This is a genomic window from Salinisphaera orenii subsp. orenii MK-B5, from assembly GCF_003788635.1.
Classification (GTDB): domain Bacteria; phylum Pseudomonadota; class Gammaproteobacteria; order Nevskiales; family Salinisphaeraceae; genus Salinisphaera; species Salinisphaera orenii.
In genome coordinates this window covers 46,613-59,178 of record NZ_AYKH01000043.1, presented here as the reverse complement: position 1 = coordinate 59,178, position 12,566 = coordinate 46,613, and the positions used below count along the sequence as shown (strand labels likewise).

The following is a 12,566-nucleotide window of genomic DNA, read 5'->3' as shown; positions in this document are numbered from 1 at the left end:
GGTGCTTGTTAGACTATCCGCCCTCATCGCAATGCCGGTGGTCCATCATGCAGATGCCCTCCAATGAACCCGTTACCTTCCAGCGCGACTGCGAGGCCGTGCTGATCCCCGCCGGCGACACGGTCGAGATCCCGGTGGGCACGCACGGCAACATCACCCAGGCGCTGGGCGGCTCGTTCACCGTCTATATCGCCGGCAATCTGATCCGGATCGCCGGCGAGAACGCCGACGCTATCGGCCAGGAGGTCCCCGAACCGCTGACGCTGCCGGACGGCGCCGGGGACGACGACGTCGAACGGATCGTCTGGGAGCAGATGCGGACCGTGTTCGACCCGGAGATTCCGATCAACCTCGTCGATCTCGGCCTGATCTATCGCTGCGACTTCGATCACAGCGATCCGGAGGCCCGGGTGGTCCACATCGACATGACGCTGACGGCGCCGGGCTGCGGCATGGGCGACATCCTCGTCGACGACGTGCGCAGCAAGGTGCGGATGGTGCCGACGATCGGCCAGGTCAACGTCGAACTGGTCTTCGAGCCGCCGTGGACGATGGAGATGATGAGCGACGCGGCCAAACTGCAGGTCGGCATGCTCTGAAGCCGCCGCTGCCGGCCGGGCAGCGACGATCCCGTGGGCTTGTTTGCGTGCTAGACGCGGGCGCGGGACGCAACCGGCCTATTTCCGTTCCCGAGCGCGGCGAGGTCGCGCGCCCGGAACCGGCGACGGTGAACGGTACCGGGCGGTCGCCGACCCGGATCCGGCGACCGCCGCGCAAGGCTAGAAGCGGGACGTGAAGCCCACCACGACCGTGCGCTCGGGCCCCGGCCGGATCCCGTTCACGTAGTCGGTGATGAACTGCTTGTCGGTCAGGTTGCGGCCCTGGATCCAGACGGTGGTGTCGGCGAAGCCCGTGTCCGGCAGGTCATAGCTCGCACGCGCTGACAGCAGGGTGTGATCCGGAATCTCGCCGAGCACCGCCGGTTCGCGGATCTCCACCGAGCCGGTCGGCCGCGCCAGATTGTCCGGATCGATCGGATTGCCGTCCTCGTCGGCCACGGTCAGTGTCAGTGCGTTGCCGCTGCCCGCGAAGAAGCTGTCGAGATAGTGCAGGCTCGCGCTCACCCGCCACCCGGCCCGGTGCTCCAGGCCAAGGGTGAACGTGCCCACGTGATTGGGCACCTGGGGCACGTCGTTGCCGTCGAGATCACCGCTGGTGAATTCGGCCCTGGTGTAGTTGTAGGCCAGTTCCCCGAAGACGTTGTAGTCGGAGTCGAGGTGGAAGGCGCGGCTGTCGATGCGGGCGCTCAGATCCAGGCCGTATGAATAGGAGTCGGCCGCGTTGACCACGAGATTGTCGCCGTCGATGGTGATCGGCTCCTGCACCACCGTGTCCTGGATGCGGTTGTAGAACACCGCGCCCTCGAGGCGCGTGCCGCGGATCGCCGTGGTGCGAAAGCCGAACTGGCTGTTGACGCCGGTTTCGGGCTCGAGCGGGAAGTCCTCGGCCGTGCGTGCGAACGCCGGCGTGTAGCCCCGTCCGACGTTGGCGAACAGCTGTGTTTCCTCGAAGCCCTCGTAAAGCAGGCTGATGCTGGGCAGCACGAGGGTGTTGTCGTCCTTCTCCCGCGGTGAGCCGGGTTCGGAATCCTCGAAGATCACCTCCCGTTCCTGGGTGTAGCGTTCCACCCGCACCCCCGGCGTGAGGGTGACGTCGCCGATCCGGATCGCGTTCTGGACGAAGCCGGAGATCGCATCGGCGTCGTACTCGGTCAGCGAGCTGCCTTCGCCGGTGGTCGGCTCGAACACGCCGATGCCGGCGCGGCCGCGGTTGCTCTCGTCCAGCAGCTCGCCGGTGCCGCCCACCGGTTCGCGATCGCTGAACTCGTGCCACTCGTAGCGCACGCCCCATTGCAGCGTGTGCTCGGCGCCCAGCGCCTCGAGGTCGGCCAGCTGGAAGCGCGACTCGGCGCCGTGGGTCTTGTAGGTGCGGTCGCGGCCGATCATGACGCCGCTGGCACCGCGTTCGAAGAAGAAGGCCGGATCCTCGTAGCCGTCGCGGCTGAAATCCGGCGAGCCGTCGACCACGTCGACCTCGTCCGGCTCGACGGTGAAGCGCGGCCGCTCGAGGTCGGTGTGGAACAGTCGGGTCGAGATCGACAGCCGGTCGGTCGGCCGCCAGTCGTGGGTGAGGTCGTACTTGAAGTAGTTGACCGAGATGTTGTTGTAGCGCTGCGCGAACCGGCCGCGCTTGCTGCGCGGGCTGCGGTCGTACTCGGCGGGTAGCAGATTGCTCTCGTCGTAGTGCGAGCGTTCGCGGAAGTAGACGAAGGAAAAGCCGAGATCGTGACGATCGTTGATCGCCCAGTCGGCGCTGGCGAAGAAGTCGTCGTACTGGAAGTCCTCGACGTCGAAGCTGCCGTCGGCGTTCATGCCGGTATAGGCGAACACCGTGCCCACGGGCCCGTCCGTGCGCGTGTGCATGATGTGACGCTTGAACGTGCCCTGACCGCCGGCGCCGAGCTTGATGGTGGTCTCCGGCGTTTCGGTGGGCTGCTTGTTGCGGAAGTTGACGATGCCGTGGTTGTTGAGCGGGCCGTGCAGCACGTGCCCCGCGCCCTTGAGCACGTCCACCCGCTCGAGGCGTTCGACCGGCGGCGTGTAGTGCGCGCTCGGATCGATGTAGGTCGAGCCGTTGATCGGTACGCCGTCCTCCAGCAACAGGGTCTTGCGCGATCGCCGGGTCGGCGCACCGCGCACCGCAATGCCCGAGCGGCGCCCGAGCACGTCGTCATACACGGTGCGCACGCCGGCGGCGTAGTCGAGCCCGTCCATTAGCGTGTACGGCTGCTTTTCCTCGAGCTCGTCGTCGTAGAGCGTGGCCGCCGCCCCGGGGGTTTCGGTGATGTCGGTCGGCACCGTCTCCTCGACGTTGATCGGTGCCAGCATGCCGCGCTTGCGCTCCTCGGCGAATACCGGCACCGCTTCGAACATCAGCCCCGAGCAGGCCATGACGGAGACCGCGCCCCAATTCCTGGAGCGCACGGTTGTCGTGCGTTGCATACCCTCGTCCTTCTGTCGCTTATAGTTATCGGCCCGCCGGACGGCGGCACCGGGACGAATCTAGCGTGGCCGCGGGTGCGCCACCATGGGAAAACTTCCCGACAGAACGGCGCGGGCCGCCCGCGTGTCGGAAGGTGCGCCCGGCCGTGCCGACCGCGGCCCGGTCGGCGTCAGTACGACGGCGGCGCGGCCCCCGCGGTGGCGGCACCGAACAGACGTCGGACCAGGACGCGCTGGGCGTCCAGGGCCTCGCGGGTCGCTTCGGCCGGATCACGGGTGGCACGCAGTGCGGCGAAGCCCTCGGCCAGCAGGACATGGGTTTGGCCCATGCCGAAGCCGCGCGCCGGCGCGCGGGCGGCCTTGAAGGCCCACCAGGCGGCGCGATTGTCGGCGAAACCGGCCAAGCGCTCGATGAGCTCGCCCACCCAGGCCAGCTGGCGCTCGCGTTCGGCGGCCTCGCCGACCCGCCGGAAGGCGCGGACATAGCCGATGGGCGTGATCGTCACCGGGTATCGGCCGTCGAGCAGGGCGGCGGCCAGCGCCCGGTCCAGCCGATCGGCGCTGGCCTGCAGCCGTGCGGCCACGATCAGCGGCCGCAGATCGCTCATGATGCGGCCGACGCGGGCGACGGTCCGGTCGGGATCGTCGGTGAGCTCCGACCAGTCGGCCTCGAGATAGAAACTGCGGCTGAGGAATCGCAGCAGCGCCGCGCCGTCGTGACGCGCGGCGTGGTCGCGGTGGCGGGCCGCGACGTGGTCGGCCTGCCAGCGGCGCACCCGCTCGATCTGTTCGGCCAGGCCTGGCCGCTCGGGCGTTTCGCACTGCGCCCGTTCGGTGCGCAGCTCGGTCAGCGCCCCGCGCAGGGTGTCGGCGTCGTTCACCGGCCCGCGTCCGGTACCCGGATGCGCGCGAAGGCCGGCGCGGTGAGGCTGCCCAGGTACAGGCTGTCGCCGACACGCTCGACGCTGGTGATGGGTGCGAAGGCGCGGTCGCCGGCGTCGCGGAGATTGGCGATCACGCGGGCGTCGGTGTCCAGCCCGATCACGTGGCCGACATGGGCCGGCTGCGGCTGGAGTTCCCGCGGCAGGTCGTGGACGATCGCCCGCAGCCAGGGCTTGTCGGCGGCGAAATCCAATAGTGGATCGCGCGGGGCGAACAATGCCAGCCAGAACGTGCCCTCGCCGTCGAAGGACAGACCGTCCGGGAAGCCGGGCAGGTTGTTGATGAAGATGTCGCTCTGGCCGGCCCGGTCGCCGGTGAGCCAGTAGCGACAGATCCGGTAGCTGCCGGTCTCGACCACGAGCACATAGGCGTCGTCGGGGCCCACGGCGACCCCGTTGGCGAACTGCAGGCCGCCGAGCAGGACGGTCGTGCGGCCGCTGGCCGGATCGTATTTCAGCAGTCGGCCGTGGCCGCCGTGCTCGAGCAGATCGGTGCGGTAATCCGTCTGGCCGTAACGGCTGGAGGCATCCGAGAAATAGATCTGACCGTTTTCGGCGACGTCGACGTCGTTGGTGAAGGCGAACGGGGTGCCGTCGGCCCCGCTGGCCAGCACCGTGATGTCGCCCTCGGCGTCGATCGCGAGCAGGCCCTTGTCCGCATCCGCCACGATCAGGGTCTGATCAGCGCGGTCGCCGCCGTCTTCACTGTTCTCGCCATCGCCGGAGTCGGCCTCCTCGCTGCGCGGCACCGGCCCCTCGGCGAACGCCAGCCCGAGGGGGCGGCCGTTGGTCGTGGCGAAGACCTCGCTGTCGCCGCCGTCGGCGTCGAAGCGGCGGATGGTGCCGTCGGCGTAACCGGCGTACAGGCGCCCCTGGGCGTCGCTCGCCACATCCTCCGGGCCTTCGGCCACGCCGTGTGCCATGCGGGTCTCGCCGGACAGATCACCGCTGTCGGCGAAAGCTGCCTCGGCGTCGGCCAGCGGCGGTGGGTTCCAGGCCTGCGGCTCGAAGGACGACGGCCAGAACACCGCATAGGCGGCCCAGCCGGCCACCGCGAGTACGGCGAGTGTCAACAGTTTCTTCATGCGGTCCTCGATGAACGATCGTGCCGCGGCGGCGCCCCGTGATTCCGTATACTCGGCCCCCACACCAAAACCACGCATTATCCATATATGAGCGCTGAGGTCTCGCCCGAACTACACGCCAAGCGGCGCGCCGGGCTGGCCCGCATCGAACGTCTGGCCTGGTGGCTCGACGACGTGGTGCGGATTCCGGGCATCGACCGGCGGGTCGGTGTCGACGGCATCATTGGTCTGGTGCCTTTCGCCGGAGACCTGGTGGGCGCCGGGCTGTCCAGTCTACTCGTGATCGAGGCGGTCCGGCTGGGCGCGCCCAAGCGCGTGTGGGCGCGCATGGGGCTCAACATGGGGCTGGATTTCGTCATCGGTCTGGTGCCCGTGTTCGGGGATCTGTTCGACCTCTACTGGAAATCGAACCGCCGCAACGAGCGTCTGATGCGGCGCTGGCTGGAGTCCGCGACGACCACCGAGACCGAGCCCCGCTCGCGCTGGCCGGGTGCGCTCGGCCTCACCCTCGGCCTGGCCTGCGCGCTGACCGTGACCACGGTGCTCTGGCGCGCCGTGTTCGTATGAGCGGGGTCGACGTCGGCGACACCGCGCCGCCGATCCGGCGCCGGGCTCATGACGGTCGCAGCGTGGACACGCGGGCGGCGATCGGCGCCCATCCGGTCGTGGTGTATTTCTATCCGCGCGACGCCACGCCGGTGTGCACTCGTCAGGCCTGCGGATTCCGTGATCGCCTGGACGCCTTTGCCGCGCTGGATGCCGAAGTCATCGGTGTCAGCGCCGACGACGACGCCAGCCACCGGGCGTTCGCGGCCCGTCACGGACTCGACTTCGCGCTCGTGGCCGATACCGACGGCGCGCTGTCGCGGACCTTCGACGTCGGCCGTGCGCTGGGCGTGCTGGCCAACCGTGTGACCTTCGTCATCGACCGCGACGGCATCGTCCGGCTGCGCTATCAGGCCCAGCTGGCGGCCGCGCGCCACGTCGACCGCGCCATGGCTACGCTGCAGTCGCTGTCCGGCCGGGCTTAGTCGGCGTTGCGGCCAGGCGCGCTGCGGCGCGCCGCTTCCGCCGCAGCATGCGCGCCATTCCGTCACAGCGTCGCCGGCAGGCAGCTCGAATGCCCGGGCGCTCGAGGCGGCGACGCCGCGTCCGACCGCTTCCGCCGGCGCGGATTCGTGTGGGATTCTATCGCCGGACCACGGCCAGCAGCAGTGCGATCCAGCCGCCGATCAGCAGCGCGCCGCCGATCGGCGTGATCGCCCCCAGCCAGCGCACGCCGCTCAGTGCGAGTACGTAGAGACTCCCGGAGAAGACCAGCGTGCCGAGCGTGAAGCCGCCGATCGCGGTCGTCAGCGCGGTGCCGGCCAGGCCCTGACGCGCCAGGATGCCGGCGCCGAGCAGTGCCAGCGCGTGATAGAACTGATACTGCACCGCCGTATGCCAGATCGCCTGGAGATCGGCGGGCAGCCGAGAGGCCAGGGCGTGGGCACCGAAGGCACCGAACAGTACGCCGATCAGGCCATAGAGACTGCCGGCGGCGAGGGCGAACTGGCTCATGCGGGAAACCGGTCGTCGGGGATATGGATGCGGCCGTGGGCATAGCACACGGCGTGCCCGCCCAGATGCACGCGGGCGCCGGCCAGGCGACAGGCCACGGTGCCGCCGCGGCGCGAGCGCTGGCGGCCGGCCAGCGTATCGCGACCCAGCACCTGCGCCCAGTAGGGCGCGAGCATGCAGTGCGCCGAGCCGGTGACCGCGTCTTCGTCGACGCCGTGGTGCGGGGCGAAGTAGCGCGAGACGAAATCGTGATCGGCGTCGTGGGCGGGCGCGGTCACGATCAGGCCGCGGTTGTCGCCGGCGGCATGGCGCGCCAGGGCGTCCAGATCGGGCCGGAGGGCGTCCACGGTGGCGGGGTCGTCGAACACGGCCATGTGGTTGGGGCCGACGCGCCAGGCCGAGGGCGTGGCCCCCAGGGCCGCGGTCAGCGCGGCCGGCGGCGCCGCGGCCTCGACGAGCTGCGCCGGGAAATCCAGCCAGAGCATGCCGTCGGCCATATCGACGCCGAGCCTGCCCGCCCGGCGCGTCGAGAAGGTCAGCGGCGGCGTGAAGCCGTCGCGGCAGCGAAGCAGAACATGGGCGCTGGCCAGTGTGGCGTGGCCGCAGAGCTCGACCTCGCAGGTGGGCGTGAACCAGCGCAGCTCGTGGACGGCGGCATCCTGCCCGTACGCCGGGCGCACGAAGGCGGTCTCGGCCAGATTGTGCTCAGCGGCGATCGCCGCCAGCGTGGCGTCGTCCGGCCAGGCGTCGAGCAGCACGACGGCCGCCGGGTTGCCTTCGAACACCCGTGTCGCGAAGGCGTCGATCTGATAGAAATCGAGGGCGCGCAGCGAATCGGCCATCATAAAACTGTCATGGTGCTGTCATGTCCTGTTGCTATCCACGAGGGCCGAGTTCGCGACCCTGACGACAAGGCGCCAGAATACCCCTATGACCGCGACCCGAAAATCCGAGCCCGACGCGGGCGGCACGCCGAGCCTCGATGCGCCCGAACTGTTCATCAACCGAGAGCTGTCGCTGCTGGAGTTCAATGAGCGGGTGCTGGCGCAGGCCCGCGACACGCGCGTGCCGCTGCTCGAGCGGCTGAAATTCCTGTGCATCTCCTCGACCAACCTCGATGAATTCTTCGAGGTGCGGGTGGCGGGCCTCAAGCAGAAGGCCGAGCTCGTCAACACCCCGACCGAGGCCGACAACCGCGCCCCGCGCGAGGTGCTGCGCGAGATCGGCGTGCGCGCGCACGAACTGGTCGACAAGCAGTACGCCACCCTCAATGATGAGCTGATCCCGGCGCTGGAGGCCGAGGGCATCCGTTTCCTGCGGCGTTCGGAGTGGAATCCGCGCCAGCGCCAATGGCTCGCGGAATACTTCGAGGAGGAGCTGCTGCCGGTGATCAGCCCGCTGGGGCTGGACCCCGCGCATCCGTTTCCGCGCATCCTCAACAAGTCGCTGAACTTCATCGTCGCGCTGGACGGCACCGACGCCTTCGGCCGCAAGATCGATTATGCGGTGGTGCAGGCGCCCCGGGCGCTGCCGCGCGTGATCCAGCTCCCGGCCGAGGCCACGGGCAGCGGCCCGCACGATTTCGTGTTCCTGTCGTCGATCATCCACGAACACGTCGTCGACCTGTTTCCGAGCATGGGCACGAAGGGCTGTTTTCAGTTCCGGGTCACGCGCAATTCCGACCTGTTCGTGGACGAGGAGGAGGTCGACGATCTGCTGCGCGCCGTCGAGGGCGAGCTGCCCTCGCGCCGCTACGGCGACTGCGTGCGCCTCGAGGTGGCCCACAACTGCCCGCAGTCGCTGTGCGACTATCTGATGGACCGGTTCCTGCTCACGCACGAGGATCTCTACCAGGTCGACGGGCCGGTCAACGTCAATCGCCTGATGGCGCTGCTGGAGACGATCGACCGTCCGGATCTCAAGTACCCGGCGTTCTCGCCGCGCCTGCCCAGCGAACTCGGCCCCAGCGGCGACCTGTTCGCCGAGATCCGGGCCGGCGACGTGCTGCTGCATCATCCCTTCGATTCGTTCCTGCCGGTGATCGACTTCGTGCGCCGGGCCGCGGCCGATTCCCGGGTGCTGGCGATCAAGCAGACGCTCTATCGCACCGGGCCCGATTCCGCGGTGGTGGATGCCCTGGTGGAGGCCGCCAAGGCCGGCAAGGAGGTCACCGTCGTGGTCGAGCTGCGCGCGCGCTTTGACGAGGCCGACAACATCGAACTCGCCAACCGGCTGCAGGCCGCCGGCGCGCACGTGGTCTACGGTGTGGTCGGCTACAAGACCCACGCCAAGATGACGTTGATCGTGCGCCGCGAGGCCGACGGTCTGCACAACTACATTCATCTGGGCACCGGCAACTACCACCCGAAGACCGCGCGACTGTACACCGACTACGGCCTGTTCTCCTGCGACCAGACGCTGGCCAACGACGTCCACGAGATGTTTCTGCAGCTGACCAGTCTGGGCAAGGTCTCCGGCCTGGAGCGCATCATCGACGCGCCGTTCCGGCTGCACTCGGCCATCCTCGAGAAGATCGAGGGCGAGGCCGCGCATGCCCGGGCGGGGCGTGGCGCGCGCATCATCGCCAAGATGAATTCGCTGGTGGAGACGCGGGTCATCCGCGCGCTGTACGCGGCCTCGCAGGCGGGGGTGGAGATCGATCTGATCGTGCGCGGCATCTGCTGCCTGCGTCCGGGGGTGGCGGGGGTGTCGGACAACATCCGCGTGCGTTCGATTGTCGGTCGCTTTCTCGAGCACACCCGCGTGTTCCATTTCGGCAACGACGACGCGCCCGAGGTGTATCTGGCGAGCGCGGACTGGATGGACCGCAACTTCTTCCGCCGGGTCGAAACCTGCTTTCCCGTGACCGCGGCGCCATTATATGATCGGGTGATGCGCGAGCTGGCGCTTTATCTCGCCGACGATAGCCAGGCCTGGATGCTGGCCAGCGACGGCCGCTATCACGCGGTCGAACCGGCGGGCGATGCGCCGGGTCTGTCGGTGCAGAAGCGCTTGATGGAGGGGCCGGGCTAGGCCAAGTGCCGGCACGGGCGTGAACCCGCCGCCGTCGTTGCGGTCTGAAGCGCACATTGACGGGTTTTCGCCGGGCTGCCGGCTCATTCTCTCCAACCAGGGAAAGCACACATGAAACGATGGATGATGGCGCTGCTCGCGAGCGCGATGCTGCTCGGCACCACGCAGGCCGCGTTCGCTGCCACCGCTCAGGAAAACAAGCTCGACGATGCCACCACGGTGATCCGTCAGTTCGTCGACATACCGGAGAACGCCATTCCGCCGGCGCTGCTGCGTGAGGCCTACGGCATCGCCGTGATACCGAGCGTGCTGAAGGTCGGCTTCGTGGTCGGCGGCCGCCGCGGCAAGGGCGTGCTCTCGGTGCGAACGCAGGACGGCTCGTGGTCGAACCCGAGCTTCATCACGCTCACAGGCGGTTCGCTGGGCTGGCAGGCGGGTGCCTCCTCCTCGGACATCATCCTGGTGTTCAAGACCCAGCGCAGCGTCGACAAGATCGCCAACGGCCAGTTCAACCTGGGCGCGGACGCCACCGTGGCCGCGGGCCCGGTCGGGCGCAGCGTTGGCGCATCCACCGATCTGGGCTTTGACGCCGAAGTCTATTCCTACTCCCGTTCGCGGGGTCTGTTCGCCGGGGTGTCGATCGAAGGCGCCCGGCTGGGCATCGATCAGGACGCCAATTGGCTGTTCTACGATGAAGCGGGCATCGACGCCTACAACATTCTGCGCAGTTCCGACGAGGCCGGTTTGCCCGAGGCGGGCGAGCGCTTCGTCTATACGCTGGATCGTTACATGCCGGCCGCCGAGAACTATCGCGACAACGCCCCCGCGGGCAATCCCGGCGGTGATGTCGGTAGCCGCAACCGCAGTGGCGATGCGAGCGCGTCCAATCGTGAGAGCGACGAGTATGGCGGCCGCGGTCAGGCCACGCCGTACGAGGACGGCGGCGACGGCGTGACCGTCCAGCAGGGCAACTACGACGCCGCCGACAACGACGGCAACGGTGGTGCGCGGCAGCGCAGCAGCGACGGTGCCGACGGCGGCAGCGGCTATGGCAGCAGCGGCGACGGAGACTATTGAGGCTTCTGCTCAGTCGTCCGGGACGCTATGTCCTGATCATCGCCGGCGCGATACTCCTCGCGCCGGCGGTCCTCATACTGCTCATGCGCTGGGTCAATCCGCCGATCAGCGCGTACATGCTGCGCACCCACTGGCAGACCGGAGCTGACGGTCCGGCGATTCATCACCGCTGGACACCGCTGGACGATATCGCGCCCTGCATGCCGCTGGCTGCGGTGGCATCCGAGGATCAGACCTTTCCCGATCACCACGGTTTCGTCTGGTCGGCGATCACGGATGCCATCGCCGATAACGCCCGCGGTGGCAGCGTGCGCGGCGCGAGCACCATCAGTCAGCAGACGGCCAAGAACCTGTTTCTGTGGCCGGCCAAGAGCTATGTCCGCAAGGCCATCGAGGCGTACCTGACCGGCTGGCTCGAAGTGCTCTGGCCCAAGCGTCGCATCCTCGAGGTGTATCTCAACATCGCCCAGTTCGACGATCATGTCTTCGGCGTCGGCTCGGCGGCCCAGCGGCTGTTCGGCACCACCGCAGCGGGCCTGTCGCCGGACCAGTGCGCGGCGCTGGCCGCGGTTCTGCCCGCGCCGACCCGCTACAGCGCCACCGCACCCGGGCCGCACGTGCGGGGCCGCAAGACCTGGATCGCCGGCCAGATGCGCCAGCTGGGCCGCGACTATCTCGACGACGTGTTCACGCGCTGAACCCGTGTCGGTCGTCGGTCGTGCACCGCGACCTGTGTATAATGCACGCGCCTCGTCATCGGATTTCAACGAATCTGCGCTAGTCTGGAGTCATGCTGAAGCGGAGTGAGTTCGAGCCGGCGTTCTGGTTGCGCAACCCCCACGCCCAGACCGTGTTCGCCTCCAAGCTGCGGCCTCAGCCGCCGCTTGCGGTCGAGCGCGAACGCATCGAGCTCGATGACGGCGACTTCCTTGATCTGTCCTGGCTGCCGGAGCGCGGGCTCGACGACGACGCGCCGATCGTGATCGTTCTGCACGGCCTGAACGGCTCGCTGGAATCCAAATACGCGCGCGGCCTGCTGCGCGAGGTCTACGCCCACGGCGCGCGGGGCGTACTGATGCATTTTCGCGGCGCGGCCGAGCCCAACCGCCTGCCGCGCAGCTATCACTCCGGTGAGACGGGCGATTTCGGCACGGTGGTCGATCACATCCGGCGCCGCTATCCGCGGGCGCCGCTGGCGGGCGCAGGCTATTCGCTCGGCGGCAACGTGCTGCTCAAGTATCTGGGCGAGCGGGGCGGTGACGCGCCGCTGACCTGCGCGACCGCGGTGTCGGTGCCCTATGATCTCAAGCGCTGCGCCGAGGCGATCCAGCAGGGGCTCGCACGCATCTATCAGGCCCATCTCATCAACGGGCTCAAGGCCTCGTTCGAGGCCAAGTTCAGCCTCATCGACCCGCCGGAGCCGTGGCCGGATCTGTCCCGCGTGCGCGACTTTCCGTCGTTCGACAACGTCGTGACCGCGCCGCTGAACGGCTTCGCCGACGCCGAGGACTACTACGCGCGGGCCAGCAGCGGGCCGTTTTTGGCCGATATCCGTGTGCCGACTCTGATCCTGCACGCCGAGGACGATCCCTTCATGGCCCCGGACATCATCCCGGCCGAGCGCGACCTGTCGTCTTCGACCCGCTTCGAGTTGTCGCGTCACGGCGGACACGTCGGCTTCGTCGCCGGCGGGCGCTACGGCGAGCCCGTCTACTGGTTGGAGACACGCATTCCCGCGTTTCTGCGCGAGGCGTTGCCCGGTTTCGAGCGGGCCGACTCGCCGGACGCGGCGCGCCAGGCCGGCTGAG

12 protein-coding genes are annotated in these 12,566 nt (G+C 68.6%); 7 read left to right on the top strand and 5 right to left on the bottom strand.

The features are described from left to right. The first annotated feature begins 47 nt into the window (after positions 1-47). Complete coding sequence (sufT, locus tag SAOR_RS15635) at positions 48-599, top strand: putative Fe-S cluster assembly protein SufT (RefSeq protein WP_123591019.1); 552 nt, start codon at positions 48-50, stop codon at positions 597-599. 180 nt (positions 600-779) lie between these two features. Here sufT and SAOR_RS15630 read toward each other — a convergent pair whose 3' ends face one another. From SAOR_RS15630 to SAOR_RS15620, 3 genes are all read right to left on the bottom strand, one after another. Further along, a complete protein-coding gene (locus SAOR_RS15630; RefSeq protein ID WP_123632242.1) occupies positions 780-3,062 on the bottom strand; it encodes a TonB-dependent receptor family protein in 2,283 nt (760 codons plus the stop codon). 170 nt (positions 3,063-3,232) lie between these two features. Continuing rightward, on the bottom strand, positions 3,233-3,943 hold the full coding sequence (locus SAOR_RS15625; RefSeq protein WP_123591021.1) for an FFLEELY motif protein: 711 nt from the start codon (positions 3,941-3,943) through the stop codon (positions 3,233-3,235). After that, complete coding sequence (locus SAOR_RS15620) at positions 3,940-5,088, bottom strand: SMP-30/gluconolactonase/LRE family protein (protein WP_123632241.1); 1,149 nt, start codon at positions 5,086-5,088, stop codon at positions 3,940-3,942. Before SAOR_RS15620 ends, SAOR_RS15625 begins: the two co-directional genes overlap by 4 nt. 87 nt (positions 5,089-5,175) lie before the next feature. Between SAOR_RS15620 and SAOR_RS15615 the strand changes: the two genes are divergently transcribed. Together SAOR_RS15615 and SAOR_RS15610 are read left to right on the top strand one after the other, a co-directional pair. Continuing rightward, positions 5,176-5,655: a DUF4112 domain-containing protein gene (locus SAOR_RS15615; RefSeq protein ID WP_123632240.1), complete on the top strand. Its 480-nt coding sequence runs from the start codon at positions 5,176-5,178 to the stop codon at positions 5,653-5,655. After that, positions 5,652-6,119, top strand: a complete 468-nt coding sequence (locus SAOR_RS15610) for a peroxiredoxin (protein WP_123632239.1) — start codon at positions 5,652-5,654, stop codon at positions 6,117-6,119. The genes SAOR_RS15615 and SAOR_RS15610 overlap by 4 nt, the downstream gene beginning before the upstream one ends. A 157-nt stretch (positions 6,120-6,276) precedes the next feature. Here the strand turns inward: SAOR_RS15610 and SAOR_RS15605 are convergent, their stop codons facing one another. Next, positions 6,277-6,648, bottom strand: a complete 372-nt coding sequence (locus SAOR_RS15605) for a DUF423 domain-containing protein (protein WP_123632238.1) — start codon at positions 6,646-6,648, stop codon at positions 6,277-6,279. Next, entirely contained in the window at positions 6,645-7,490 is an 846-nt protein-coding gene (locus tag SAOR_RS15600) for a PhzF family phenazine biosynthesis protein (RefSeq protein ID WP_123632237.1), read from the bottom strand. The genes SAOR_RS15605 and SAOR_RS15600 overlap by 4 nt, the downstream gene beginning before the upstream one ends. Before the next feature lie 88 nt (positions 7,491-7,578). Between SAOR_RS15600 and ppk1 the strand changes: the two genes are divergently transcribed. The 4 genes from ppk1 to SAOR_RS15580 all read left to right on the top strand — a co-directional run bounded on the left by ppk1 (position 7,579) and on the right by SAOR_RS15580 (position 12,565). Beyond that, on the top strand, positions 7,579-9,681 hold the full coding sequence (gene ppk1, locus SAOR_RS15595; RefSeq protein WP_123632236.1) for a polyphosphate kinase 1: 2,103 nt from the start codon (positions 7,579-7,581) through the stop codon (positions 9,679-9,681). Between the two features lie 111 nt (positions 9,682-9,792). Then, positions 9,793-10,758 (top strand): lipid-binding SYLF domain-containing protein, encoded by a 966-nt coding sequence (locus tag SAOR_RS15590; RefSeq protein WP_123632235.1) that lies wholly within the window; start codon positions 9,793-9,795, stop codon positions 10,756-10,758. Then, complete coding sequence (gene mtgA, locus SAOR_RS15585; protein WP_123632234.1) at positions 10,755-11,456, top strand: monofunctional biosynthetic peptidoglycan transglycosylase; 702 nt, start codon at positions 10,755-10,757, stop codon at positions 11,454-11,456. The genes SAOR_RS15590 and mtgA overlap by 4 nt, the downstream gene beginning before the upstream one ends. Before the next feature lie 92 nt (positions 11,457-11,548). Beyond that, on the top strand, positions 11,549-12,565 hold the full coding sequence (locus SAOR_RS15580; protein WP_123632233.1) for a hydrolase: 1,017 nt from the start codon (positions 11,549-11,551) through the stop codon (positions 12,563-12,565). The last annotated feature ends 1 nt before the right edge of the window (position 12,566 follow it).

Bases quoted from the DNA above. Each gene is read 5' to 3' on its own strand.
- sufT (WP_123591019.1), top strand. From the start codon at position 48: ATGCAGATGCCCTCCAATGAACCCGTTACCTTCCAGCGCGACTGCGAG.
- SAOR_RS15630 (WP_123632242.1), bottom strand. From the start codon at position 3,062: ATGCAACGCACGACAACCGTGCGCTCCAGGAATTGGGGCGCGGTCTCC.
- SAOR_RS15620 (WP_123632241.1), bottom strand. From the start codon at position 5,088: ATGAAGAAACTGTTGACACTCGCCGTACTCGCGGTGGCCGGCTGGGCC.
- SAOR_RS15615 (WP_123632240.1), top strand. From the start codon at position 5,176: ATGAGCGCTGAGGTCTCGCCCGAACTACACGCCAAGCGGCGCGCCGGG.
- SAOR_RS15610 (WP_123632239.1), top strand. From the start codon at position 5,652: ATGAGCGGGGTCGACGTCGGCGACACCGCGCCGCCGATCCGGCGCCGG.
- SAOR_RS15605 (WP_123632238.1), bottom strand. From the start codon at position 6,648: ATGAGCCAGTTCGCCCTCGCCGCCGGCAGTCTCTATGGCCTGATCGGC.
- SAOR_RS15600 (WP_123632237.1), bottom strand. From the start codon at position 7,490: ATGGCCGATTCGCTGCGCGCCCTCGATTTCTATCAGATCGACGCCTTC.
- ppk1 (WP_123632236.1), top strand. From the start codon at position 7,579: ATGACCGCGACCCGAAAATCCGAGCCCGACGCGGGCGGCACGCCGAGC.
- SAOR_RS15590 (WP_123632235.1), top strand. From the start codon at position 9,793: ATGAAACGATGGATGATGGCGCTGCTCGCGAGCGCGATGCTGCTCGGC.
- SAOR_RS15580 (WP_123632233.1), top strand. From the start codon at position 11,549: ATGCTGAAGCGGAGTGAGTTCGAGCCGGCGTTCTGGTTGCGCAACCCC.